The sequence below is a fragment of the Nonomuraea sp. NPDC001831 genome (genome assembly GCF_042892035.1).
Lineage (GTDB): Bacteria > Actinomycetota > Actinomycetes > Streptosporangiales > Streptosporangiaceae > Nonomuraea.
On the sequence record NZ_JBIATU010000002.1, the window covers coordinates 460,084 to 485,193 of the forward strand.

Here is a 25,110-nt window from a genome sequence, read left to right on the forward strand (position 1 = left end):
CCGATCCAGGATCCAAGGTCCAGGCGCCAGGAAACAGGAGGCAGCGACCCGTGCCCGACACCCCCGTCCCCGGCCTGTACGACTCGCTGCTCACCCGCGGACTCCAGGAGCGCGCGGCCGCCTGGCGGGACGCGGATCACCTCGTCGAGATCTCCCCCGTCGACAAGGAGGAGGTCAGCCACCTGCTGGGCCGGTTCCTGGGCGAGACGGCCACCCGGGCGTTCGCCGCGCTCAAGGACCCCGACGAGCAGGTGCGGCTGGCCAACCGGCTGCTCGGCCTGCTCGCGGACGCCGAGGTGGAGGTCGTCTCCGACGGGCCCGCCCGCCTGCTGTCCGTCGTCAGGAACGAGCCCGGCGCGACCGCCCCCGCCAGGCCGCTGACGTCGCTCTCCGAGGCGGCCCTGCTGACCAACGCGCGCGAGGACCCCAACCTGGCCCACGAGCTGGCCACCGAGCTGGCCAGCGCCGACCGGGTCGACCTGCTGTGCGCGTTCGTCAAGTGGTCGGGGCTGCGCATCCTCGAACGCGCGCTGGCCGAGCTGGGGCGGCGCGGCGTGCCGGTGCGGGTCATCACCACGACCTACATGGGCGCGACCGAACGCCGGGCGCTCGACCGGCTGGTCCGCGACTTCGGCGCCGAGGTCCGCGTCAGTTACGAGCAGAACTCGACCCGGCTGCACGCCAAGGCGTGGCTGCTGCGCCGCCGTACGGGCTTCGACACCGCGTACGTCGGCAGCTCGAACCTGTCCCGCGCGGCCCTGCTGGACGGACTGGAATGGAACGTGCGCCTGTCGTCGGTCACGACGCCCCGGCTGCTGGACAAGTTCGAGGCGACCTTCGACTCCTACTGGAACCGTCCCGAGTTCGAGCCGTACGACCCGGAGACGGACGGCGGCCGGCTGGATGAGGCGCTGTCCCGGTCGCGGAGCGGTGAACGGATCTTCGACATCCCCGCCCTGGTCCCGCATCCCTTCCCGCACCAGCGGGAGATGCTGGAGGACCTCGACGTCGAACGGACCGTCCACGACCGGCACCGGAACCTGCTCGTGGCCGCGACCGGCACGGGCAAGACCGTCGTCGCCGCGTTCGACTACCGCAACCTGCAACGGCGTCTCGGCCGCCGGCCGAGCCTGCTGTTCGTGGCGCACCGCAGGGAGATCCTGGCCCAGGCCATGCACACCTACCGGCAGGTGCTGGCCGTCCCGGACTTCGGCGAGCTGCACGTCGGCGACGAACGTTCCCGGCACTGGCAGCACGTCTTCGCCTCGGTCCAGTCCCTCAGCAGGATCATCGACACCTTCGCCCCCGACCATTTCGACGTGGTCGTCATCGACGAGTTCCACCATGCGGCCGCCCGCACGTACCGCCAGATCATCGGCCGTCTCCGGCCCAGGGAGCTCCTCGGCCTGACCGCCACCCCCGAACGCGCGGACGGCACCTGGGTGCAGGACGAGTTCTTCGACGGCCGCATCGCCTCCGAGCTGCGCCTGTGGGACGCCCTCGACGCCGACCTGCTCTGCCCGTTCCACTATTTCGGCATCAACGACGAGACCGACCTCAGCACGGTGAAGTGGTCGCGCGGCTCCTACGACCTGGCGTCGCTGGACAACGTCCTCACCGGCGACACCGCGCGGGCGCGGCTGGTGTTCAACGCGCTCCTGGACAAGGTCAGCGACCTGGCGGCGGTGCGTGGGCTCGGATTCTGCGTCTCGGTGGCACACGCGCGCTTCATGGCCGACTTCTTCACCAAGGCGGGGCTGCCCTCCCGGGCGGTGGACAGCGGCACCGACGACCTGTCGCGCAAGGACGCGCTGAAGGCCCTGCGCGAGGGGAAGGTCACCTTCCTGTTCGCCGTGGACCTGTTCAACGAGGGCCTCGACGTGCCCGACGTCAACACCCTGCTCCTGCTGCGCCCGACCGAGAGCGCCACCGTCTTCCTGCAGCAGCTCGGCCGCGGCCTGCGCCGCACGCCGGACAAGGACGTGCTGACCGTCCTCGACTTCGTCGGCCAGCACCGCAAGGAGTACCGCTTCGGCAACCGCTTCCAGGCGCTCACCGGCTTCGTCCGAGGGCGGCTGGAGACGCAGGTCAGGAACGACTTCCCGCTGCTGCCGTCGGGCTCGCAGATCGTCCTGGACCGGGTCACCAAAGACCGCCTGCTCGACGAGCTGCGGATCCATCTGAGCGCGACGGTCACCATGGTCACGCAGGAGATCCGGTCGCTCGCCGAGACGTCGCTCGTGAAGTACCTGGAGGCGAGCGGCCGCGACATCGACGACCTGTACCGCAACCGCCGCTACTGGACCGACCTGCTGCGCCGGTCCGGCCTGCTCACCGCCCCCGCCTCCCCGCTGGAGAACGCCCTGGGCCGCCGGGTCCGCGCGCTGCTCCACGTCGACGACCGCCCGCGGGCCGCGGCCTATGCCGGCCTGCTGCGTCCCGACGGGCCCCGCTACGACGACTGCCCGCCGATCACGCAGGCGTTCGCCCGCATGTTGTTCTTCTCCTTCTGGCGGGACGGCGGCGGCTTCGCCACCTACGACGAGGGCCTGGACCGGTTGCGGGCCGAGCCGGACCTGTGCGCGGAGATCCTGGACGTCCTCGCCTACGGAGTGGAGCGCCCGCGCCACGTGACCAAGCCGCTGCCCGGGACGCTCGCCGGCGTGCCGCTGGTCCTCAACGGCCACTACTCGGCCGACGAGGTCCTGGCCGCTCTGGGCTGGGCGAGCCTCGGCGGTTCGGTGCCCGCCACCATGCGGGAGGGCGTGGCGTGGTGCCCGGCCACCCGCTGCGACGCCCTCTTCGTCACCCTGCGCAAGAACGAGAAGGAGTTCTCCCCGCAGACCATGTACCGCGACTACGCCCTGACCCCGGAGCTGTTCCACTGGGAGTCCCAGAACCGGACCGGGGCGGGGTCGGCCACCGGCCTGCGCTACCAGAGGCACGAGCGCACCGGCAGCCACGTCCTGCTGTTCACCAGGGAACGCACGGAGAACGACCTTCGTCACCCCGAGCCGTACGTCTTCCACGGCACGGCCCGCTACGTCGAGCACAAGGGCGAACGCCCGATGGCCGTCACCTGGAGGCTGGACGAGGAGATGCCCGCGGACCTGTTCCGGCGCGCGGCCATCGCCGGCTGACCGCCCCAGCCCTTCGAAAAGGGGTGATCTGGGCGAAGCATGACGTTACCGATACCCCGTCGAGGGAAGATCGCCGGACATGTCGGAGACACCACCACCCCAGACCCAGCCGTACCCGGGCCGTACGGACGAGATGTCCCCCGAGCCGCGCGACGAGATGCGCGGCTACGAGGGCAGGAACCTGCTGGCGGGCAAGAAGGCGCTGATCACCGGCGGTGACTCGGGCATCGGCCGGGCGGTCGCGGTGGCGTTCGCCAAGGAGGGCGCGGACGTCGCCATCGCCTACCTCGACGAGCACGACGACGCCAACCACACCCGCGGCCTGGTCGAGCAGGAGGGACGGCGCTGCGTGCTGCTGCCCGGCGACCTGGGCGACCGCGACCACTGCGCGACGGTCGTGGAGCAGGCGGTCTCCGAGCTGGGCGGCCTGGACGTCCTGGTCAACAACGTGGCCTACCAGGCGCCGGTCGACTCCCTGGAGGAGCTGACGGACGAGCAGTGGGAGCACACGTTCGCGGTCAACATCCACAGCTACTACCGCGTCACCAAGGCCGCGCTGCCGCACCTGCGGGAGGGCAGCGCGATCGTGAACACCTCCTCGATCAACGGCCTGCGCGGCAACAAGACCCTCATCGACTACGCCGCGACGAAGGGCGCGATCAACGCCTTCACCTACTCCATGGCCCAGAACCTGGTCGAGCGCGGCATCAGGATCAACGCCGTCGCCCCCGGCCCGGTCTGGACGCCGCTGATCCCGGCCACGATGCCGGAGGAGAAAGTGGAGAAGTTCGGCGCGCAGGTGCCCATGAAGCGGGCCGCCGACCCCGACGAGATCGCCCCTTCGTACGTGTTCTTCGCCGCCGACCGGCTGTCCTCGTACTACACGGGCGAGGTGCTGGCCCCGATCGGCGGCGAGACGCTCCCGGGCTGACCGCACGGGCCGGCCCGGGGCCTCCACCGAGATCAGAGGTAGATCGAGCCGCCCTTCCCGAGGAACTCGGCCGCCTTGTCGGCCATGCCCGCCCGCACCTCGTGGCTGAGCTTCATCGAGCAGAACTTCGGGCCGCACATCGAGCAGAAGTGCGCGGTCTTGGCGGGTGCGGCCGGCAGGGTCTCGTCGTGGAAGGCGCGGGCGGTGTCCGGGTCGAGCGACAGGTCGAACTGGTCCTCCCAGCGGAACTCGAACCGGGCGTCCGACAGGGCGTCGTCCCACGCCTGGGCCTGCGGGTGCCCCTTGGCCAGGTCCGCCGCGTGCGCCGCGATCTTGTACGTGATCACGCCGGTCTTGACGTCGTCGCGGTTGGGCAGGCCGAGGTGCTCCTTGGGGGTGACGTAGCAGAGCATGGCGGTGCCGTACCAGGCGATCATGGCGGCGCCGATGCCCGAGGTGATGTGGTCGTAGCCGGGGGCGATGTCGGTGACGAGCGGCCCGAGGGTGTAGAAGGGCACGTCGTCGCAGAGCTCGCGCTGCAGGTCGACGTTCTCCTTGATCTTGTGCATGGGCACGTGGCCGGGGCCCTCGATCATCACCTGCACGTCGTGCGCGTGCGCGATCTTGGTCAGCTCGCCCAGGGTGCGCAGCTCGGCGAACTGGGCCTCGTCGTTGGCGTCCGCGATCGACCCGGGGCGCAGCCCGTCGCCCAGCGAGAACGTCACGTCGTAGCGGGCCAGCAGGGCGCACATCTCGTCGAAGTGCTCGTACAGGAAGCTCTCGCGGTGGTGCGCCAGGCACCAGGCGGCCATGATCGAGCCCCCGCGCGAGACGATCCCGGTCCTGCGGCGGGCGGTCAGCGGGACGTGCGCCAGCCGCACGCCCGCGTGCACCGTCACGTAGTCGACGCCCTGCTCGCACTGCTCGATCAGGGTGTCGCGGTAGACCTCCCACGACAGCGCCTCCGGACGCCCGCCCACCTTCTCCAGCGCCTGGTAGACGGGCACGGTCCCGACCGGGACGGGCGAGCTGCGGATGATCTGCTCGCGGGTCTCGTGGATGTTCGGCCCGGTGGACAGGTCCATGACGGTGTCGGCGCCCCACCGGGTGGCCCAGGTCATCTTCTCGACCTCCTCCTCGATCGAGGAGGTGACGGCGGAGTTGCCGATGTTGGCGTTGATCTTGACCAGGAAGTTCCGGCCGATCGCCATCGGCTCGGACTCGGGATGGTTGACGTTGGCGGGGATGACCGCCCGCCCGGCCGCGACCTCCTGCCGGACGAACTCGGGGGCCATCCCCTCCCGGACGGCCACGAACTCCATCTCCTTGGTCACCACGCCGCGCCGCGCGGCGCCGAGCTGGGTGACCGGCGACCCCCACGCCGAGCGGTCGGTGCGCGACGGCCCCGAGGTGTCGTAGAGCCGCACCGACGTGCCGTTCGACAGCCTGACCTCGCGCATCGGCACCTGAAGGTCACCGATGTGGATCTTGGAAAAGCGCGCGTCGCTCATCGCGCAAACTCCCTTCGCCGGCATTATCCGGAGCAGGTTCTGGCGGTCGGCGGCTGACAGCCGTCCTCTCAGCCCGGTCCGCACCGGGCTCCCGCGTTGGTCACCGCGATCATAACCCCGCGCGTGGCAGGATCAAGGGGATGTCTGATCCCATTGCGCACACGACCGCCACCTACGACCGCATCGCGCGCCAGTACGACGAGCAGGTCGCCGATCCGTCACCCTCGGTCGCGGGCTTCCGCGACCGGTTCGTCTCAGCCCTGCCCGCCGGCGCCACGGTCGCCGACCTGGGATGCGGCCCGGGGCGCGAGTCGGCCTGGTTCGCCGGACGCGGCCTGACCACCGTGGCCGTGGACCTGTCGCTCGAGATGGCCAGGCTCGCCACCGGGCGCGGCGTGCCCACCGTCCTGGGCGATCTGCGGCGGCCGCCGCTGTCGCCGGCGTCCCTGGACGGCGTCTGGTCGGCCGCGGCCCTCGTGCACGTGCCGTCCGAGCAGACCGAGGCGACGCTGCGCGCCTGGCACGCGGCGCTGCGCCCCGGCGGGGTGCTCGCGCTGATCACCGCCCTGGGCGACAACGAGGGCTGGGAGCCGGTGCCGTACCGGACGGAGTACGAGCGCTGGTTCGTCCACCGCGACGCGGGCGACCTGCTCGCGGTGCTGGACGCGGCCGGGTTCGCGGTCGCCTGGCACGAGACGAACGTCACCCACCGCACGTGGTTCAGCGTGCTGGCGACAGCGCGCAGCTCCCCCCTGCCCTAGTCCCCCCAGGTCGAGCTCTCCCCTGGTCTGGTCTCCAGGGCGAGCTCTCCTCTGGCCTGGCCCCCAGAGCGCGCTCCCCCCTGCCCTGGTCTCCAGGGCGAGCTCTCCTCTCGCCCGGTCTCCGGGGTGAGCTCTCCTCTGGCCTGGTCTCCAGGGCGAGTGCGAACCCGGGGCCGCGCAGCCGCGCGGTCCCGCCGCGCGCCGACGCTGACCTGACCTCGACCGGCACGCCGTCCGCCCAGGTCAGCCGTCCGGCCTCGGCCGTCACCTCGTCCTCACCGCCGTCATGCGCGGTGCCAACGCGCAACATGAACCCCACCGGTCCCAGAAGTCGCGCCCTCAGGCTGCCGACGATGGCGCGCGCCGGGGAGGAGGCGAAATTTCACCGTGCTGTAGGACGGGTTTCCCAGGATCGCGGCCACCTCGCGGCCACCTCCTCCGGCGCCGTCGAACCCCGCTCGTCGATGACCCGCCGTACGGCGTCCGGAGCGCCGGGACGGTCCGTCGGCCAGTTGCCGGATCCGCCCGACTCCGGCGCTGCCCGGACCGCCGGTCCGCAACGGCTTCTCGTCGAGCTGGACGCGCTCGGTCGCAAGCGCCCCGAACACGCACGCGCCGAGCGCTCCGTTGCCGATCGGCAGGACGTGTCCTTCCCAACCGGGGACGGGCTCGTCGCACCGGAGCGTCAGCATGGCGATCACCCCAAGGTTTGGCGATCGCCCCTGGCGGTACGGACTCCCTCAGGGGAACTATGATGAAGATCGCCGCTGTGGCCGCGATCGTGGCTCTCACCACGATCGGACCGGCTGCCGCCTCTGGGGACGGCATCGAGCAGCAGGAAGTGAGCAAGCAGCAATACCGGACGCTGACCGCCCAGTGCCGCTACGCCGACACACAGGCCCTGCGCCAGAAGTGCAGGCAGGCGGTCAAGGACAACTACCGTATCGGCCGGCGCAACCGTTCACTCGACTGCCGGACGTACTCCGGCGTGACGGTCTGCGGCGAACTGCTCCTCAGCAAGGCCGAGCGCGCGTGCATCGACGAGTCCACCAGACAGGGCTTGGCCTATCGCCGCGCCGAAGTGGAATGTTACGTGGCCTGACCATGATCGTCGCAGGTGTCGACGGCTCGCCGACCGGACTGCTGTCCGTCGACTGGGCCGCCAAGGAGGCAGTGCTGCGCGGGGTGTCGCTGACCGTGGCCCACGTGGTGCCCGACTGGGTCTGCCGTCCCATCTCCGGCCGGTACGCGGAGGTGGGCAAGTGGATGCGCGACGGCGCCAAGGAGGTGCTCGCGGCCGCCGAAGGGCGGGCCCGCGAACTGGGCGCCGAGGTGACCACGGAACTCGTGCCCGGCGATCCCCGCGCCGCGCTGATCAAGACCGCCGAAGAGGCCGACCTGCTCGTCGTCGGCAGTCGTGGCCTGGGCGGCGTACGCGGGCTGCTGCTCGGCTCGGTCGCCCACGGGGTGGCCGCGCACGCCCAGACGGACGTCGTCCTGGTCCGCGACCCGCCGGCCGTTCCGCGCGGTGAGCTGGTGGTCGGCGTCGACCGTTCCGAGGGCAGCCTGCGCGCGCTGAAGTTCGCCTTCGCCGAGGCCGAGCTGCGCGGCGCCAGGCTGCGCGCGGTGGAGGCCTTCGCCTGGCCGCGCCCCTCGGGTTTCGGGCCCGCCGATCCGGAGGCCGAACGCGAGACCCGCGAGGCCCTGCGGACCTTCCTCGCCATACCCCGGCAATGCCATCCCGGGGTGGAGGTGATCGAGGACGTCGTGCACGGCCATCCCGTCGAGGTGCTGCGCGAGGTGGCGGCCGGGGCCGACCTGCTGGTCGTCGGCAGCCGGGGCCACGGCACGCTGAAGGGCATGCTCATCGGCTCGGTCAGCCAGGCCATGCTGCACCACGCGCCCGGCCCGCTCGCGATCGTGAAGGCCACCTCCGCCTAGAGGACGTTTCCCCAGGTCACGGCCTTCGCCGTCTCCCCCGCCCGCGCCCGTCCTCCTGGACCGCCCCCTCACCTGCACCCGCATGTGCCCCCGGTCGCCCCGGGCGTCCGCCGGTGGCTAACCGGCGGACGGCACCGCCGCCGCCACGATGCCGGCCACGCGGGGCGCGGCCAGCCGTACGTAGTCGTCGGTGGCGAGCGCCAGGGAGCGGTCGAGGCGCGCGGCGTTGAAGTAGATCTCCGGCAGCTCCAGCAGCGAAGGATCGACCACCAGCTCGAGACGGGGGTCGTAGCTGAACGGCAACACCGTCCCGCTGACGCTGCCCGCCAGTTCCTCGGCCCGGTCCTTGTCGGCGAAGGCCACGTACGTGCCCTCCAGCAGCCCCTTGACCGCCTGCAGATCCAGCCGCGCGTCCCCCGGCACGACGGCCAGCACGTGCCGGGTGCGCTTCTTGCCGATCTTGACCATCACGATCAGGCACTTGGCCGCCTGCTCGACACCGTGCCCGCGCAGGGCGCTCACCTGCTCGGTACGCCCCTCTGCCGGATGGTCGATCACCCGGTACCGCGCCCCGCCGGCATCGAGCTCGGCGATCAGACGCTCATAGGCGTCCGGCCGCCGGTCGCCCTCAGGGCCTTCGGCGACCTCGAAACCTCTGGCGGCATCGGGACCTCCGTCGGCGTCGGGACGTTCGTAGGCGTCAGCCGCGTCACCAGTCACTGCTCAACATCTCCTTGGCCTCGGCGATCCGGCCTTCGTCGCGCTGGTAGAACACCCACTGCTTGATCTTCGTGCCCCGGATCAGCCCCGCCTGGGCCAGCACCTTGAGATGCTCGCCGCACGTGGGCCGGCTCACGCCCAGCTTCTCGGCGATGAACAACGAACAGACGCCGTCGCGTACGAGATCGCCGTCACGCTGCGGACCGAAGTGCCGCTCGGGGTCGCGCAGCCACTCAAGGATGAGCAGCCGTTTCTCACTGGCCAGCGCCTTGACCAGATCCACATCCACCGAGCCAGTATGGCAATAAGCTAATTACCTGTCCACGCCCGGCGAGCCCCCTGAGCCGTACGGCCTCAGGACGTCTGCACCACCGGCGCCCCTTCGCTGGCCTGCACCAGGACGAACCCCTGCCCCCGGAACGCCAGCTGCATGGCCTCGCCGCTCCCCCGCCCGATCAACGCCCCGACCTTCATCGTGCGGTTGACCCCGACCTGCAACCCCGTGCTCCAGCACACCGCCGCCTGCCCGTCCACGAACGTCGGCATCCGGGCCACGTCCAGCAGCACCGGCGTGCCGTGCGTGGTCACCGCCACCCAGCCCGTGCCCGTCACCGTGGTGTTGAACAGCCCGCCGGCCGCGACCCCGGCCCCCTGCACCCGCTGAATGTCCCATCTGAGCTCCGGCCCGAACGCCAGCAGGTTCCGCCCGTTGACCGTCAGCCCCTCGTTCTCCAGGTAGAAGAGGTGGATGTCGTCGGCGTTGTCGGCCAGATAGAGCTGCCCCTGGCCGCGTACCCGCATCAGGGAGGCCCCCTCCCCCGTCACGGCCTTCTTCAGCAGCCTGCCGAGCCCGCCGCCCTCGTAGTCGAAGTCCATCTGCCCCTGGAAGGCGACCATGGACCCCTGCTTGGCGAGCACCTCGTGCGGCAACTGGACCCGCAGCATCTTGTGGTTCTCCAGCGCGAACCCGCCGGGAAGCGGCTGGCCGGCCAGGTTGCCGAAGATCGAACTACGCACGTCGTGCCTCTCACGTCGATGGTCGTGGCCGCCGACGTGCATCCGGAGCCGGCCCGAGCGGCGTCACCTCCGCCGCTCCACCGCCGCCTCCGGCACACCACCCCGGCGCCGTTCTACAAACCCATCAACTCTGCGCCCCGGAAGCGAGTTCCCGCACCACCTGTATGAGCTCGGCCGGATCGAACGGCTTTGTCAGGTACGCGTCGACCCCGATCCCCAGCCCCCGCCTCCGGTCGTCGTCCTGCGCCCGCGCCGTGATCAGGACGACCTTGATGTGACGGGTCGCCTCCTCCGTACGCAACTTCTCCGCCGTCGCCCACCCGTCCAGGCAGGGCATCATCACGTCCAGCGTGATCACATCCGGCATGACGTCCATCACGCGATCCAGACAGTCCTGCCCATCGGTGGCGGTCGACACCTCGAACCCCTCAAGGTTCAGGTTGACCGCGATGAGCTGCCGGATGACCTCGTCGTCATCCACGACCAGTACTTTGCCAAGAACGTCGCTCACGGGCGCAAAGCTAGCCCGTAGCGGGCCGGTCACGTGGGGTTTTCGCGGGATGCGTTCAAGGAGCGTTATCTGGTGCCGAGTGGTCCCCGGATGCTGATAGCCTTATCACTCGTCGCCCCCTTAGCTCAGGGGATAGAGCACCGGCCTCCGGAGCCGGGTGCGTAGGTTCGAATCCTACAGGGGGCACACACGATCTCCATCGAGAGATGGCCAAGGACCTGCGGAAACGCAGGTCCTTTTGCCTTCCAGGCATGCCACCCGCTGCCACCGATGGCAAGCGTGTGCCCATGATCACGTACCAGACACGTACTGATCTTGCTCAGCGCCGTGACCCCTATGCATGCCAGGCTCCAACGAACACCGAGCGGCTCATGTAGCCGACCGCGGAGGCGAGCCCGACGCCGTTACCTCGCCGGCCGAAGAGGCCGAAGGGCCGAACGGCACGACAGCACAGTGGAGCCCGAACGACGAGCATCACTCCGGCCAAACACTCCTTCGTTATCCCATATAGATGCATCTACGAAGGAGAAGACATAGCTCGGGGTGCTTACGCCTGAAACTGTGTTACACCACACCTAAACACCGCGCTCAGCGGCGCCCGGAGCGCCAGCCCATAGGCGGCAACCGTCCGAACGTCTCTCCCCGCGTGCCACGCAAACGTTACGGAGACGTTTCGTTCGTCACATCGAGTCACTCGTCAGATGCTGAACAATAGGCGAGTGGACTACGACCTGGTGAGGCTGGGCCCGCGAGAGTTTGAGCACTTAACACAGGCACTGTGCGTAGCGACACTAGGCGCTCGGGTCAGCATGTTCGGCGATGGCCCGGACGGAGGTCGCGAAGCGACAGCCGAAGGCACCATGCGATGGGATGGCGATCGCGAGCCTGCCGAAGCGGTGTGGGAGGGGTACACCGTCGTGCAAGCCAAGTTCCGGCTCCGGCCAACGGATGCGGCTTCCAACCTTGACTGGCTGCTGACCGAGCTGCGCAAGGAGTTGTCACGGTGGACCGATAAGCGCTATAGGCGCAGCGAGAACCGAAAGCCAGACAATCTACTCATCGTCACAAATGTGCCACTATCAGCCGCTAGCGGTGGGGGAATAGATACAGCCAATCTAGAAATAAGCAATCTGATCGCTGATCATGAACTTCAACTCCAAAATTGGCGCCTATGGCACTATGACGATCTGTGCACGCTGCTGGACGCGCATAGGTCTGTTCGCATCACCTATGGCGGATATCTCACTTCCGGTGACGTTCTAGCACGAATGGATGATTGGCTTGAACGCCACCAGACCGACCTTGGTAGCGCACTGACAACACACGCAATCAAAGACCTACTTGCCCAGCAATACGTCCGGCTCGGGCAGGCGGGCGATCCGCATGAAGACAAACTATCATTAGATAGCATTGGCATTGACCTACCCGCTGCGACGGTCTCCTACAGCTACGACGCATGGCTGCTCCAGCAACTCGAGACTTTAGATCGAAAAACTCAGGAGGCGGTACAGTCAGCACTTAGCATCGCATTGACGTCGAATGAAATGATTACGCCAGAACAGATAAAGATTGAAACGCGTAAGCGACTAGAACGACCGCGCAATACAGTGCCGGCGGCAGCATACATAGTTCATCGCGGAGACCGCGTAGGAACCCACGATTTGCGCCCGGATACCGCACCGCATCTACTCGTAGTCGGAGGACCTGGGCAGGGAAAGTCGACCTTGGCACAGATGGTGTGCCAAGCATATCGTGTCAGACTTCTGCGCGATGCTTCTTTAAGTCCTGAGGCAAACCGACTAAGGAATCGACTCCAGAAGCATTTCGATGAAATCGGCTTGCCTCTTCCGCAGAATCTTCGGTGGCCGATTCGTGTCGTTCTTAGCGAGTACGGGGAGTATCTGACTGCCAATCCTGGTCGATCGCTTCTCCGGTACCTTGCTGAACGGATTAGCGATGCAGGACCATACGATATTCGCAGTACCGATCTGCACGCGTGGCTCGGCCGATGGCCGTGGATCCTGGTACTTGACGGCATGGATGAAGTAGTCTCACCACACGTGCGCGATGCGGTAACTGCTGGCATCAGCGACTTCCTTGTCGATGTTGCTCAAGCAAACGCCGACGTGCTGGTCATCGTCACAACGCGTCCGCAAGGCTACACAGGGGAATTCGGCGCGGAGGACTACCAGCAGGTCGATCTCGTTCCGCTCAAGACCAAAGCCGCCTTGGCATATGCCCAGAGGCTCACCAGCGTGCGCCTGAGCGAGGATTCCGATTTTCGCCAGAAAGTTCAAGATCGCCTACTGCAGGCATCAGCCGAACCTGAGACCTCTAGATTGATGCGTACGCCCCTGCAAGTAACGATTATGACATTGCTGCTGGAACGTAGGCAGCGTGCACCTCACGATCGCTATCAACTTTTCAATGCTTATTTCGACACCATCTATGCGAGAGAGACTAATAAGCCAACCGATCTCGGCCGCTTCCTAGAGGACCACCGTGCCGACATTGAAGCCATTCACGAGTCCGTCGCGCTTGAGCTACAGCAGCAAGCAGAGAGGGTATCCGAGCACGACAATTCCATCCCCACCGCAGACCTGAATCAGCACGCAATCGACCGGCTGAGAAGGGAAGGTAATGACAACGATCACGCAATGAGACTAGCGAGCAGGATAGGCAACGCTGCTACAAACAGGCTGGTACTCCTGGTCCCTCATGGCGACGGCGGCGTGGGTTTCGAGGTTCGCAGTCTACAAGAATACATGGCTGCTCGCGCTCTAACCCGAGGCGAGGCATCTGATATTTTAGACCGTTTGCGTCCCCTTGTGCCTTCAGCTCACTGGCGTAACACTTGGATGCTTGCCGCCGGAAGACTATTTCGCGAACGGGAATCTCTACGCGAGCCACTAATCAGTATATTACAGCAGGTCGACAACGAAAATATGCTCCCCTGGCTGGTTCGCCCAGGAGCTGAGCTCGCTACGTACCTTCTCGCTGACGATCTGGCCATCAAGTCGCCTCAATATCGGCGACTCATGGCCGACCAAGCCCTCGATCGTCTGAACGGGCTTCCTGACGCGACCTGGCGCGACCTTGGCGCCGTCCTTCTGCAGCTTGCTGAGGAGGATGCACTTATTAGGCAGAAAATCGACCAGCACGTTTCGACCTGCTTGGCAAGAGGAGGCGGAGCTCAAGCTCATGCACTTCTTATGCTGAAACTTTGGGAGAAAAGAACAGGAAGTCTTGCAGCACGAGCACGCCAGCTCATTGCCGCGAACGCCGCCAATGCCGATCTTACTGAGAACTTTGGATTCTATCTGATCCAATCATACGGGCGCACCGCCAGCCCGACGCGCATCCAGAACGGCCCCAGACTTGCGGCCTACCTTTCCCCTCTTCTTGCTGGGTTGGATCAGGAGAGTCGCGCCTCACTACTCCGCGTTCTTGGATCTCTGCCACGCAATTGCCTCAAGAAGGTGGTCAGAAAAGGTTCCCCCACAGACTATTTAGTGATGACGGAACTCAAGTCTCTGAATCATGCTTCTCTAGAAGAGGCATTTAGCAATGTTACGGTAGCCGATGCCTTTGCCGAACTCGTCGATCGCATTCCACCACATGATTGGCATGTGGCGGCCGGCCTGAGAGATGTGGCACGATACTGGCACGCGCGGCGCGTCGCCACTCAACCGGACTAACCTGTGTCGTGATGTACAACTCGACGTAGCGACCTGCAGTACCAGCCCCTACGAAGCTCGACATCGCAATCTCAACAGTCCCTCGCGCAGTGTTAGGGCCAGCGTCATGCTGGCCCTAGGCAACTCTACGCAAATCCGCTAGCCAGGCTTTTCGTCTTTTCGCGAGCCGCCTTGGTCTTCGCGAATATCAATGATATCACCGAACGCACCGTCCAAAACGGTGAGCCAGATTTCATCTTGACCGTGGGTACATTTGGCGTAGATCTTCAGCAGAACCTCCACGCTGTGACCCGCCCATTGGGCTATCTGCGTAGCAGGAACACCTGCGTTCAGGCGCAATGACACGCCAGCATGACGTAGATCGTAGGGCCGCTTGGCAAGCTGAGATGCGGCCAAGGCGGGTGGAAGGGCCAGCGCACGGGCTGTCTTCCAGGTCCGTACGTAGCCGGACTTATAGAGGATGCCTCCGCGCTCGGTGCGAAAAAGCCGGCCGTCCGGGGCCACGCCGTGACGTCGGATGTGGCCTCGGAGGATGGTCACCAACTGCGGCGGGATGGGGATGATTCTCTTGGCTTTCCGTGGGCGACCTTTGAGGCCGCGCTGCTCGTGGGCCTGGCCGTTGTCCGTCCACTTGCTTCCCACAGTCGGTGCTGAGCCGCTGAGCATGAGCTTTCCCCACCCCCTCTCGGGAAGCATGCAGTCTTCCAGGCGTAGAGCTGCTACCTCGCTGGGGCGCATCATCGCGTAGTAAATGCAAGCGAAGAACGCCACCAGCCGATCTCCGCGCCGCCATCCCGCATAGCTGACGGCGGTCAGCAGTTCATGGACCTGCTCGGGTGAGGCCACAACTGCAGGGTCGATCTCCTCGCATACCTCGGCCTCTGGGGCCTTCCAATCGAGTTCTTCGGTGAGCGGGTTCTTGACTAGACGCTTCTTGAAGACCGCGTATCGCAGCACGTTGAAGAGCACGCGTCGGCGGCGACTGTAGTAGCCGGCGGAGGCGGGTGTGCCGTCGAGCTTACGGGCGCACCCGTCCAACGCGCTGGTGATGCGGTCGTAGTCGGCGAGTTCGGTAACTGGGGCGGACGCCTTAGCTATCCATTGGAGCGCCTCGGCGATGTCCTGCGGCTTGTCGGAGTCGCGGTGTTGCTTGTTGAATGCCCACTGGTAGAGCGCTGAGCGCAGAACGCGCGCGTCGGGTGCGCCGCGACGATCGCGGACCAGGAGCGGTGTCACCGCCGCGAGCGTTTCCGCGATCGAGATGCGCTGTCTGCCGGACACCTTGGGCCACCGGGTGTCCACGTAGTCGCAGGCGTGGGCGTACCAGGTCATCGCGTTCTGGGCGCGTGCTTTGGAGTCCGGCATGCCGGACTCTGTGTCGAACGCCTCGCCGTTCTGGGCAGCCCTCTTGAGGTCGGCGCGGAAGCTGTCGGCGAGTTCCCACGTGGCGAAGAGCTCGGTGAACACCTTGCCTTCGACGACCCACCGCACCATGTGAGGGCGGCCACCGGTCTTCTTGGTGGAGATCTTCCAGATGCGAACGCTGTAGCTCTTCATGGTCAGCTTGCCCTCCGGGTTTCGGCCAGTGAGTCGAGCCAGGATTCGAAGTCACGGCGCTTGATGCGCAGTTCGCCGTTGGGTAGCCGGTGGCAGCGCGGTGCCACGCCGAGGGCGCGCCATCGCTGCCAGGTACGACGCTTGACGTCGAGTTCGGCGAGCAGTTCGGGGACGGTCATCCAGATGCCGGTGCGGTTGCTGGCGTGGGCGATGCTGATGGCGGTGGGCTTCAAGGGCGCATCCCTGTGTGGCTCGGGTCGTACAGGCAGGGGTAGACGACGTAGGCGGGCGAAGGGCGACGGCCGGGGCCGGTGCGGGGTGGATCGGGTTCGCGGCGGATATAGCCGAGTTGCTCCAGCAAGTCGAGGGCGGGTTCTAGCTCGGTGACCTTGCGGAAGCGGTTGCGCGGTAGAGCGGTGAAGGCTTCGCGGACGGTGAAGCGCTGCGGGTTGGTGCGCTGCAGCCAGGCGTGCACGACGCGGGCGGCTTCGAGGTCGGGGTCGGCGCCCATGGCGTCGAAGGTGGCCAGGGCGTGGGCGATGAAGTACTGGCCGATGGTGATGGCGGCGTTGACCGTGTCGGCAGTGATCGGGTGGCGCCAGCCGTCTTCGACGCGGCCGGCCAGGTGGATGAGGCCAGCGATGCGCATGACAGCGCCGTCGAACTTGCCTGCCCAATCGGTGATGTGGCCGAGGTCGCCGGAGTCCGGACGCAGGCGGCGCTCTGTGCTTCGTCGATGCTCGGTAAAGATCTCGGCGGCTTCGGGTGACAGGACGAGCTGGGCGGGATCGTGCCAGTCGTGCATGTCGATGGTCAGGCGTTGCAGGTTGGCGTCGTAGCGGGTGGCGATGTGCTCCGGGACGGCGGGTGCGTCGACGTTGCGGTAGCCGACGTTGGATTTCGGGAGGCTGTAGAGGATGCGGCCGAGCAGGCCCTTCCCGCGGAAGCCGGGCATGGTGGCGATGTCGGAGACGATCTCGGGCTGGACGGCGAGACCCATGGTCAGGACGGCTTGGTCGACGCGCTCGCTGCGGCCTCGGCGGTCGATGATGAGTGGGTCCCCGGCGTGGCCCTTGAGGAACAGGTCCAGGTTTGGGGTGCCGGAGTAGCGGCCGGCGAGGGTGGCGAAGATGCCGCCCTCGGCGGACAGGACGGCGAGACGGCCTCCCTGCTCCACGAGGATGGTGGAGGCGGACTCGGGCGTGACGTCGTCGGCCATCAGGCGTGGTTTGACCGGGACCTTGATCTCTTCCACGGCCAGGGCTGCGCTCTGGGCCTCGGCGATCGCCTCGGCAGCGGATTCGCCGCGCGCCGAGCTGGCCGCACGGGCGGCTTTCTCGGCGAGGTCTTCGGCCAGGCGGCGGGCGACTTCGGCCTCGGTGATCTGCGGGCCGATGCGGCTGATCAGGGCACGTTCGGCGTGGATGAGCGGGCTGGTCATGGCGCGGAACACGGCGGACTTGCGTGACCCGGGTGGCATGGCGACCAGGACGAACAGGTTCACCGGCTCGACCCACGAGCCGCGGACGTTGACCACTGCCCGTCCGCCGGCCGCGGTGGACAGTGCGGCCAGGGCGACGCAGCCTGCCAGGTCCAGCGGTGTCTGTGTCTCCTCTGCTACGGCGCTGACGTGGTCGGCGACCCAGCCGGGAAGGGCGTGTACTGGGAAGGGCGGGAGGTCACCGCGCTGGCCGAGTGGCGCGGGCGGCTCCCAAGCCGCGGGTGCATTGTGCAGTTCGGTGAGCTGCTTCGCGGCACCGAGGTTGCTCAGGATGATCTCGGCGGTGGGGCGTCCGTTGGTGGTCAAGCGGCTGCCCTCCTTGGTCGGCGTAGGCCGCTGTCGAGCCCGGAGCGGATGGTGTTGAACGCCTCGCGGAAGTCGAGCCCGATGGCTTCGGCTGCGTTGTGCAGGCATGCTTCGGCGAGGTTGCGCGGGAGCAGGCTGGACGCGATGAGCTGGCCCAGGGCGAACGCGGCGAGGTTGAGGGTGTCGTTGCGGGTGCCGGGGACGGCGTCCAAGACTCGCTCGATCTCGCCGCGCAGTGCCGCCAGGGCATACCCGGCTGCCCGGTCTCCGCCGCAGGCGGCCAGCACTGCCCCCGCAGACATGCTGGACGTGGGCGGCGGGGGAGAACCGAGACGCTCGGTCAGCCAGGCTGGAAGCGTGGCCGGAGTCGGGTCGTGCAGGACGTCGTAGGAGCCGCTACCGTCCCGCTGGGTGACGTGGCTGCCGGGGGCGACGACGTAGCCGCCGTGAGCGCGGGTGTCGATCTTCCAGCCGAGCCTGCCGGCGGTATTCCGGAGGCCGGTGTCGGTCGGGGCGGTGAAGTAGAGGTGGGTGCCGCCGCGTCGGGTGCGCACCATGAAGGTCTCCAGTGGCAGCGGTTGGCCGGCCTGCTCGCAGAGCGAGGCCAGTACGTCCGCGCCATCGTTGATGCCGGGCCGCGCCCAGTCGGGCGGCGGGTGCTCGTCGGGCTTGGGTACGTCCAGGTCGAGCACCACCAGGCCCGATGGGCCGCAGGCGATGCCGATGTTGAACGGGGCGCGGGCCCACATGTGGCGGATGAGGGCGGTGTCGGTGGTGGCGTGCTGCTCCCAGGCGGTGAAGCCGGGTAGCGGGCGCTTGTCGTACGGGGTGAGTGGGAAGACGTGCCAGCCGCGGGCGGCGGCGGCCAGGGCGTAGCGGGTGAGGTCGTGCATGTGGATCTCCTCAGAGGGCGGCATCAGTGGGTGCCGTCGCGGTGGAGGCGGCGGGCGTAGAAGTAGAGCTGCCAGCCGAGGCGGGGACGCTTGCCGGTGCCCTCGCAGGCGCGGCAGGTGCGGTTCTTGCCGCCGGGACGGCATCGGGTGCAGCGGCCCCAGGGCGACGCCAGGCACACGGTGATGTAGCTGAGAGTGACGAACGGTAGGCACGCTGCTAGAAGCGCGATGACGCTGGCCATGAGGGCCTCCGGGGCCGATTTCAGGGTTTCCACAGGTCAGGCTCTAGGCGCTAGGGCCCAGATAGAACGGGATTTCGAGCTCTAGGGGAGCCTCTAGACCTAGAGGGGCATGCCTCTAGGTCTAGAGGCGATCCGGTGAGCTACGACGCCTTGCCCTTGTCACGCAGGGTGATGGCCGTGGTGAGGTCGTCGCGGGCGATGCCGATGCGATTGGCGCCCTTGCCGCCACCTTCCGGGGTGCCCCATACCTGCATGGTGCGGACGCCGTACGGCTTGAGCGCGGTGGTGAGCTGGGCGGTCTTCGCCCCGCCTTCCAGGGCCGCCCATGCGCCGTAGATGTCCGGCCGGAGTCCGGCCAGGCGATCCACGACGACCTCGTTCCAGACCTTGGCCTCGGACGGCGGGACGACGGCCAGGATGTCGGCCAGCAGGTCGAAGGTCGGTGCGGTCTGCTCGGGCGACTCGCCGAGGGCGTGGCCGGTGAGCGTGCCTGCCGTCTTGCGCAGCGCGTAGGCGCGGTCGGCGATGAGCTGGGTTTCCGGGGTGTTGAGGTAGGCGGCCTTGACGACCTTGGGCATCGGCGTCGCGCCGACCAGGTAGCCGGTGCCGGCATCCTTCTCCGGGACGAAGACGGTGGCGCGGATGCCGTTCTTGTACGCCGAGGTGCCGAGGATCATGTCGTTCTCAAGCTGGCCGGCGACCCGCAGGCAGAAGCGGATAGAGACGTTCGCGGAGATGCCGGTGGGCAGGCTGTCGCGGTCCGGGCGCTGGGTGGCCAGGATCAGGACGACGCCCAGGGCGCGGCCGAGCTTGATGATGAACTCCGCGTCATCGCCTGCCCTGTCGCCGTACTCGGGGTGGGCGAACAGGTTCTGGCACTCGTCGATAATGCAGACCAGTGGATGCAGGCCCAGTGAGCGCTTGTCGGCGATCTGCCGGGTGACGCGCTTGTCCGGGCACAGGTCCGCGGGCAGGGCCTTGAGCGCGGCCGAGCGGCGCATGACCTCCTTGCGCAGCAGGGTCAGGGAGTCGGCGGCGTAGGCGATGGCCTCGTCCTCGATGCCGGAGACGTAGCGGTGGCAGACCTTGTCGTACGGGTCCAGGTCGCCGGTGCCCTTGAGCTCGTGGAACCACGCCTCGACCGTGGGATCGAGCACGATTCCGGCGGCTAGCTCGCGGATGGACGAGGTCTTGCCCTGGCCGGGCTGGGAGCCGATCAGCACGTTGTGCTGGATGAGCGGCACGGTGACCAGGCGTCCGCGCGGATCGTTGCCGAACGGGACGCCCTTGAACACGTCGTGCGAGCCGGCCCGCTTGAGCGGGGACCGCACGACGGTCTTGGACAGGTCCTTGTCGCCCACCCACAGGATCAGCCGTCCCTCGTGGACGGACGGGTCGCCCTCTGGCCAGATGCAGCCGAGCGGGCGGCGCAGCGCGCCGGATAGCTGCTTCCGCCTGTCCAGCACATCGGCCACGGTCACGCCGTACGGCAGGTCGATGTCGGCGCGCCAGCCGGGGCCGTCGCGGGTGATCGGGGCGACGAAACGGATGGCGTCCTTGGGGTTCTTGGACAGGGCCTGCGTGATGCCGGCGATGCCGAGCACGCTCAGCGCGCGGACCACGATGTCACTGGTCAGCTTCTCCACCTCGGACGCCATGACGGCTCGGTTGATGAGCGGCCGGTCGGCGGGCTTGCCGAGGAGGCCCAGCAGGGCCATGGCCACGGCGAGCGCTCCCCAGTGGACGGCGGTCGGCTTGTTGGCCGCGACGATGGCCAGGACCAGCAGCGCGATCAGGATCGTCCCGGTGATCCAGACCCGTAGCCGCACACGTGAGTCTCGTTGCCTGCTCAGCTTCAGGTACCCCTCGTAGTCGGATTTGCGGACGGCCGCCACGCGTGCGGGCTCGCCCTCCAGGTCGAACGTCCACCGCGCCATGCCGTTCACCAGGCGGACGAAGCCGCGCGGGGCGCGGGCGGTCAGCCGTCCGGCGTAGAGCGGGGTGCGGAGGGTCTGATAGCAGGCGACGTGCAGGTAGTGGAGGCTCGTCCAGCGGATGGTCTCGACGGCCTCGGAGCGGGAGCGCAGCCACAGCGGGATGATCGGCTGTCGGGTGGTCGCCTTCCGTTCCAGGCTCGCCCGCCAGTCCGTCCGGGTCGGACCGGGCTGGTCCACTCGGACGATTTCGCCGTCAAGGACCGGTCCGTCCGCGTCGTTCTGCGCCGGCTTCTGCGGGTCCGATTGGGGGCGGTCGGAGTGGCGTCCGGACCGGGCGGCGTCGAGGTCGACGATGTCCGCGCCCTTGCCGTCCTGGCGGTCCGGGGTCGGTTCGTCGGACCGGTCTGGAGTGTCGTCCTCGTTCGGGTGGTGGTTGGGGTCGTCCGGTCGGTGAGTCATGATGAAGGCACCTCTGCTGCCTGATGGGTGGTGGGGTCCTGGGGCGCGGTCGTTGTCTTGGCGGATGAGGCCGCGTCCCACGTGACGGTCAGGGACGATGTGCGGTCGGACCGCGGTTCGTCCGGGCGGTCGGTGGGTCTGTGGTCAGCGGTCGGCGACTGCGGTCCGACCGCTTGAGCGATGTCGACTGCGGTTGGCAGGGTCAGGGCGAGCAGTTCGGCCAGGAGCATGGCGGTGGTGGCTTCGTCGCGCTCGAAGAGGCGTCCGGGGTAGCCGGTGACGGTCCATCCGCCCGCGCCGAGTTGGGCAACGTTCGGGCACCGGTCGGAGCTGATCCGGGTGTTGGTGACGGTCAGGCTCATCAGGCGGCCTCACCCTTGGGCACGGGACCTTCCGCCTTGAGCTGGGCCAGGAGCGCGCCGGCGCGGTCAGTCGAGATGCTTTGGCCGCGGTTGCGGATGGCGTCGCGGAGGCGGTCACGGGTGAGGGGCTCGCCCTGTGAGATCAGGTCGGCGGCGATGTGCCGTCCCAGTGGCAAGAGGTCTCCTACGTTCGGTGGTGTCGTGTTCTGGGGCCGCTTGGGTCCACGGCCATGTCGCCTTGGAGCAGCCGGCGGTAGAGCGGTGCTGGGAGCCTCCAGTTCCGGGAGTGTCGCGACCGGCAGTTGCATGTGCCTGGGCGTGAGTTCGCCAAGGCGGTACAGGGCTCGCTCGCGCCGGGTTGCCTTCCATCGCCACAGCAGGCCGTACCGGTCCTGAAGCTCCGTGCGGGCCAGGATGCGTTCGCGCTCCCTGCCCAGGGCCTCCGGGTAGCTGCGGATCTCCCAGAGCACCATGCGGCGCCAGAGGGAGACCGTTGCCAGCGGGGCGAGCAGCCAGCGTGAGCGGCGGATGCCGTCCATGTGGTCCGGCCTGGCCAGCTCGGCGTGCTTCCGGACGACGTGGGCGCCGACCTCGATGGCGATGACCCACAGGAGTGGCAGCAGGGCGTGCGCGACGACGGCGAACCAGTCCGTCGGTCCTGGCGTGGTGAGGTAGGCGGCGACGTTGAGGTAGACCGTCGCGGCGGTCAGGGCCCATGGGATGAAGCGGAGCCAGCCCAGGCGCATGCCGAGGCGGGCAAGGACGATGTCGAGCGCCGAGAACGCTGCGATCCCCAGGTCGATGCCGAATGGAACGGTCCAGGCGAACCACCCGAACGAGGGCTCGGCCGCCGTGGCGACGCGCTCGAAGCTGTTGACGAAGCCCAGGAGCCCGAGGGCGCTGGTGACGGCTGCGGTGGTGGAGATGGCGGTACGTTCGCCCTCGGTCAACGGGCGAGGCATGGCCTCGTAGGCGGTCATCGCGTGTCCTTCCTTCCGGTGGTTCGTGGGCGGCGTTCGCGGCTCACGCGGCTGCCTCCTCGGCGCAGTTGAGGCACACGCCGAGGTGGCGCGGTAGCACGTAACCGACGTCGATCAGGCACTCGGGGCACGTCCGGCCGGCCTTGAAGATGTCGGTACGTCGGCGCGGGCTCGGGGTGCGCTTCGGCACGGCGAACCGCACGTCGTACAGAGGAACGGCCCGAACGCGAGGCGGGCCGGGACGCCGGCCGGGCCACAGGGCCTGGGCCTGCGCGCCTTGAGGGCCGGGGCGTAGTCCCTGGGCGGCGAGCTGGTGGAGTGTGAGCAGGTGCGGCGGGACGAGGTGCCGTGGGTAGGTGGGGATGCCGTACCGGGCGCCGGACGGGTCCCAGAAGCGGGTGCGGATGCGGCTGGCCATTCAGGCCACCTCCATGTCTGCCAGGTCGGTGGTGTAGGTGGTCAGGGCGGCGGCCGGCAGGCCGGCCCAGATGCCCGAGGTCGGGCGGGTGCGCCTCGCGTACTGCTCGCACAGGGACAGGGCGGGGCAGGTGGCGCAGACCTCGCGGGCGACGGCCTCGCGGGCGGTGCGCTCCTCGGTGCTCTCGATCGTGAGCCGCGGTCCGGTGTGCAGCTCGGGGTCGTACGTGCACTCGGGGAGCGGCGTCCCGTCGTCGGTCTGCCAGGTGGCTTCGATCTCGGCGAGCGACATGCGGGCCGGGTGGATGGGGCGGTTCGAGTTGTGAGTCACGGCGTCTCTTTCTGCGATCACTTGTTGACGGTGTGGACGAACCTGGCGAAGGACTCCGAAGCGCTCATGACCAGGTGGGCGGCGGCCTTGACGATGGTCGCCGCGCCCTCCGGGTCCTTCAGGGCGTAGAGCGCGGCGCAGATCGTCAGGACGGTCGGGAGCACTTTGCGCGGACGGATGAGCATGACGAGACCTCTCGGTTCGAGGACCTGTAGAGCGGGTCCTAAGAGACATAGAACATGTACAGCTACGGAGAGTCAAGTGTGAGGGACTGGTTGTGTTGGAGTCCCGCGGTGCTTGGCTCGCCCGCTCTTGCTGACTCAAGCCTTCCTCGCCGGGCGCCGCCCCAACACTGTGCTCATGATCGGGACTGAATGCACAGGGGGTGCTTTTTGGGGGTGATTCAAGCCCTGAGCAGGAGAAACGCGGGCCGGTATTTCTCGGGAAAGCGGGCGTTTAAGGCCGTGTTCACGCCATGATTGCCGAGGCGTGCACATGTGGAGGTGAAGATGTCTCGAATGCCCAATGTGGGGCTTGCTGATGCGATGCGGCGTGCCGACTGTTCTAATTCGGGACTTGCTTCACGAGTGCGACAGATTGCGCAAGAAGAAGGCGTAACCCTGAGCTGTACGCACGTGGACGTCAAACGCTGGCTCGACGGGGTGAAGCCGCGGCCTGCCACCGCGCGCTTCATCGCGGAAGCACTCAGCAGGAAGGCCGGGGTCGCCTTCACGTTGGACGACATCGGGTTCGCCAGCGTCGTGACTCCGGAGACGCTGGAACGCACGCTGGCTCATGGCGGCGGCATCTCCGACGTGGGGAGTCGGCTGCTGAGCCTGACGCGGCGCGACCTCGCCGACGATCCGGTGGCGCTTCAGGCGGTGGTCGTCCCAGACGCCTGGAACGAGTCCCTCATCGCGTGGCTGCTGTCGCGGCCGGAGCCGGTGCTGGTACGGGAGCACGCGCGGCCGTCTGTCGGCCCGTGGGACGTGCAGACCATTCGCGCCACCACAGAGCTGTTCGCGAGCATGGGTTTTCAATTCGGGGGCGGACATGCACGTTCCGCGCTCGTCCAGTATTACCACCGAGAAGTCGTTCCCATGCTCGACGGTAAATTCGAGGAGTCGGTAGGGCGGGCGTTGTACGCGGCGGCGGCCGAAATCACAGAGTTGGTCGCGTGGACGGCGTACGACCTCGGCCGGCACGGGCTCGCGCAGCGCTATTTCCTGCAAGGACTGCGTCTCGCCCAGGTGTCCGGAGATCGCATGCTGGGTGGCCTGATCCTGGCCGACATGAGCCATCAGGCCAATTATCTGGGCCGATACGACCAGGCCATTCAACTCGCGCGTGCGGCGCAGGAGGGTTGCCGTAACGCATCCACTGCGACGCCCATGGCCTTGTTCTTCGCCATGGAGGCTCGCGCGCACGCAGGGAATGGCGATGAGGCCGCCTGTGCGCGAGCCCTGCTTGAGGCGGAAAAATGGTTCGCCAAGCGCAATGTGGACGATGACCCCTCGTGGGTCGGGTACTTCGACGCCGCCGAACTGGCCAGCGAGGGCGCGCATTGTTACCGCGACCTTCGCAAGCCGTCCCGGGCGATGGAGTTCGTCGGCCAGGCGGTCGGGCTCTGCGATCCGATGTACGTGCGGACCCTGGCCTTCGACCGGCTGGTCCAGGCGGCGAGCTACGTGCACATGGGCGACCCGTCGCAGGCCGCGGCCGTCGCGTTGGAGGCCATCGACCTCGCCGGGCCGCTCAAGTCGGAGCGCTATCTCCGGTACATCCGAGACCTGCAAGCAGACCTGAAGGCGTACGCGGACGATGGTTTGGTGGCGGAGTTCAACGCCGTCGTCGCCCGGAAGTATTCGTCGGAGAGCGATTAGTGCGGTGACCGC

At 67.6% G+C, this 25,110-nt stretch carries 24 protein-coding genes, 1 tRNA gene and 1 riboswitch; of the genes, 8 read left to right on the forward strand and 17 right to left on the reverse strand.

The features are described from left to right. Window positions 1–50: 50 nt before the first annotated feature. Window positions 51–3,140 (forward strand): DUF3427 domain-containing protein, encoded by a 3,090-nt coding sequence (locus tag ACFYYW_RS07730; RefSeq protein WP_387646242.1) that lies wholly within the window; start codon window positions 51–53, stop codon window positions 3,138–3,140. Between the two features lie 79 nt (window positions 3,141–3,219). Continuing rightward, on the forward strand, window positions 3,220–4,071 hold the full coding sequence (locus ACFYYW_RS07735; protein ID WP_387646245.1) for an SDR family oxidoreductase: 852 nt from the start codon (window positions 3,220–3,222) through the stop codon (window positions 4,069–4,071). A 32-nt stretch (window positions 4,072–4,103) separates the two neighbouring features. Here the strand turns inward: ACFYYW_RS07735 and thiC are convergent, their stop codons facing one another. After that, complete coding sequence (thiC, locus tag ACFYYW_RS07740) at window positions 4,104–5,582, reverse strand: phosphomethylpyrimidine synthase ThiC (protein ID WP_387646247.1); 1,479 nt, start codon at window positions 5,580–5,582, stop codon at window positions 4,104–4,106. Next, a riboswitch (TPP riboswitch) is annotated at window positions 5,575–5,687 on the reverse strand. (Overlaps the previous gene by 8 nt.) Before the next feature lie 35 nt (window positions 5,688–5,722). Here thiC and ACFYYW_RS07745 point away from each other — a divergent pair. After that, window positions 5,723–6,343, forward strand: coding sequence for a class I SAM-dependent methyltransferase (locus ACFYYW_RS07745; protein ID WP_352319648.1), 621 nt, complete (start codon window positions 5,723–5,725; stop codon window positions 6,341–6,343). A gap of 284 nt (window positions 6,344–6,627) precedes the next feature. Here ACFYYW_RS07745 and ACFYYW_RS07750 read toward each other — a convergent pair whose 3' ends face one another. Further along, entirely contained in the window at window positions 6,628–7,035 is a 408-nt protein-coding gene (locus ACFYYW_RS07750; protein WP_387646250.1) for a glycoside hydrolase N-terminal domain-containing protein, read from the reverse strand. A gap of 59 nt (window positions 7,036–7,094) precedes the next feature. On the opposite strand from ACFYYW_RS07750, the gene ACFYYW_RS07755 reads away from it, so the two are divergent. Then, a complete protein-coding gene (locus ACFYYW_RS07755; RefSeq protein ID WP_352319645.1) occupies window positions 7,095–7,445 on the forward strand; it encodes a hypothetical protein in 351 nt (116 codons plus the stop codon). A gap of 2 nt (window positions 7,446–7,447) precedes the next feature. Beyond that, window positions 7,448–8,284, forward strand: a complete 837-nt coding sequence (locus tag ACFYYW_RS07760) for a universal stress protein (protein WP_387646254.1) — start codon at window positions 7,448–7,450, stop codon at window positions 8,282–8,284. A 117-nt stretch (window positions 8,285–8,401) separates the two neighbouring features. Here the strand turns inward: ACFYYW_RS07760 and ACFYYW_RS07765 are convergent, their stop codons facing one another. The 4 genes from ACFYYW_RS07765 to ACFYYW_RS07780 form a co-directional block, all read right to left on the reverse strand. After that, a complete protein-coding gene (locus tag ACFYYW_RS07765; RefSeq protein ID WP_352319642.1) occupies window positions 8,402–9,004 on the reverse strand; it encodes a YbaK/prolyl-tRNA synthetase associated domain-containing protein in 603 nt (200 codons plus the stop codon). Further along, window positions 8,994–9,293, reverse strand: a complete 300-nt coding sequence (locus ACFYYW_RS07770; RefSeq protein ID WP_352319640.1) for a winged helix-turn-helix domain-containing protein — start codon at window positions 9,291–9,293, stop codon at window positions 8,994–8,996. The genes ACFYYW_RS07765 and ACFYYW_RS07770 overlap by 11 nt, the downstream gene beginning before the upstream one ends. A gap of 65 nt (window positions 9,294–9,358) precedes the next feature. Then, window positions 9,359–10,021, reverse strand: coding sequence for an AIM24 family protein (locus ACFYYW_RS07775; protein WP_352319638.1), 663 nt, complete (start codon window positions 10,019–10,021; stop codon window positions 9,359–9,361). A gap of 124 nt (window positions 10,022–10,145) precedes the next feature. After that, window positions 10,146–10,532 carry a response regulator gene (locus ACFYYW_RS07780; protein WP_352319636.1) on the reverse strand — a complete coding sequence of 129 codons (387 nt, stop codon included), beginning with the start codon at window positions 10,530–10,532 and terminating at the stop codon, window positions 10,146–10,148. Window positions 10,533–10,646: 114 nt separating this feature from the next. Between ACFYYW_RS07780 and ACFYYW_RS07785 the strand changes: the two genes are divergently transcribed. Continuing rightward, a tRNA-Arg gene (locus tag ACFYYW_RS07785) sits at window positions 10,647–10,718 on the forward strand. A gap of 623 nt (window positions 10,719–11,341) precedes the next feature. Then, on the forward strand, window positions 11,342–14,230 hold the full coding sequence (locus ACFYYW_RS07790) for an NACHT domain-containing protein (RefSeq protein ID WP_387646259.1): 2,889 nt from the start codon (window positions 11,342–11,344) through the stop codon (window positions 14,228–14,230). Window positions 14,231–14,368: 138 nt separating this feature from the next. Here ACFYYW_RS07790 and ACFYYW_RS07795 read toward each other — a convergent pair whose 3' ends face one another. The 11 genes from ACFYYW_RS07795 to ACFYYW_RS07845 all read right to left on the reverse strand — a co-directional run bounded on the left by ACFYYW_RS07795 (window position 14,369) and on the right by ACFYYW_RS07845 (window position 23,400). Beyond that, complete coding sequence (locus ACFYYW_RS07795) at window positions 14,369–15,787, reverse strand: tyrosine-type recombinase/integrase (RefSeq protein WP_387646261.1); 1,419 nt, start codon at window positions 15,785–15,787, stop codon at window positions 14,369–14,371. A 2-nt stretch (window positions 15,788–15,789) separates the two neighbouring features. Next, a complete protein-coding gene (locus tag ACFYYW_RS07800) occupies window positions 15,790–16,020 on the reverse strand; it encodes a helix-turn-helix transcriptional regulator (RefSeq protein ID WP_387646264.1) in 231 nt (76 codons plus the stop codon). Then, a complete protein-coding gene (locus tag ACFYYW_RS07805; RefSeq protein ID WP_387646266.1) occupies window positions 16,017–17,594 on the reverse strand; it encodes a YfjI family protein in 1,578 nt (525 codons plus the stop codon). Before ACFYYW_RS07805 ends, ACFYYW_RS07800 begins: the two co-directional genes overlap by 4 nt. Continuing rightward, complete coding sequence (locus ACFYYW_RS07810; protein ID WP_387646269.1) at window positions 17,591–18,487, reverse strand: bifunctional DNA primase/polymerase; 897 nt, start codon at window positions 18,485–18,487, stop codon at window positions 17,591–17,593. Before ACFYYW_RS07810 ends, ACFYYW_RS07805 begins: the two co-directional genes overlap by 4 nt. Window positions 18,488–18,510: 23 nt before the next feature. Next, window positions 18,511–18,729, reverse strand: a complete 219-nt coding sequence (locus ACFYYW_RS07815; RefSeq protein WP_387646271.1) for a hypothetical protein — start codon at window positions 18,727–18,729, stop codon at window positions 18,511–18,513. A gap of 140 nt (window positions 18,730–18,869) precedes the next feature. Continuing rightward, window positions 18,870–21,125: a cell division protein FtsK gene (locus ACFYYW_RS07820; protein ID WP_387646274.1), complete on the reverse strand. Its 2,256-nt coding sequence runs from the start codon at window positions 21,123–21,125 to the stop codon at window positions 18,870–18,872. Further along, on the reverse strand, window positions 21,122–21,487 hold the full coding sequence (locus tag ACFYYW_RS07825) for a hypothetical protein (protein WP_387646276.1): 366 nt from the start codon (window positions 21,485–21,487) through the stop codon (window positions 21,122–21,124). The genes ACFYYW_RS07820 and ACFYYW_RS07825 overlap by 4 nt, the downstream gene beginning before the upstream one ends. Then, window positions 21,487–22,467: a DUF2637 domain-containing protein gene (locus tag ACFYYW_RS07830; protein ID WP_387646279.1), complete on the reverse strand. Its 981-nt coding sequence runs from the start codon at window positions 22,465–22,467 to the stop codon at window positions 21,487–21,489. Before ACFYYW_RS07830 ends, ACFYYW_RS07825 begins: the two co-directional genes overlap by 1 nt. 43 nt (window positions 22,468–22,510) lie before the next feature. Then, on the reverse strand, window positions 22,511–22,885 hold the full coding sequence (locus ACFYYW_RS07835; protein ID WP_387646281.1) for an RRQRL motif-containing zinc-binding protein: 375 nt from the start codon (window positions 22,883–22,885) through the stop codon (window positions 22,511–22,513). Then, window positions 22,886–23,215, reverse strand: a complete 330-nt coding sequence (locus tag ACFYYW_RS07840) for a WhiB family transcriptional regulator (protein WP_387646284.1) — start codon at window positions 23,213–23,215, stop codon at window positions 22,886–22,888. It abuts the gene before it with no gap. A 17-nt stretch (window positions 23,216–23,232) separates the two neighbouring features. Beyond that, a complete protein-coding gene (locus tag ACFYYW_RS07845; protein ID WP_357966596.1) occupies window positions 23,233–23,400 on the reverse strand; it encodes a hypothetical protein in 168 nt (55 codons plus the stop codon). 450 nt (window positions 23,401–23,850) lie between these two features. On the opposite strand from ACFYYW_RS07845, the gene ACFYYW_RS07850 reads away from it, so the two are divergent. Then, window positions 23,851–25,098 (forward strand): hypothetical protein, encoded by a 1,248-nt coding sequence (locus ACFYYW_RS07850; protein WP_387646286.1) that lies wholly within the window; start codon window positions 23,851–23,853, stop codon window positions 25,096–25,098. The last annotated feature ends 12 nt before the right edge of the window (window positions 25,099–25,110 follow it).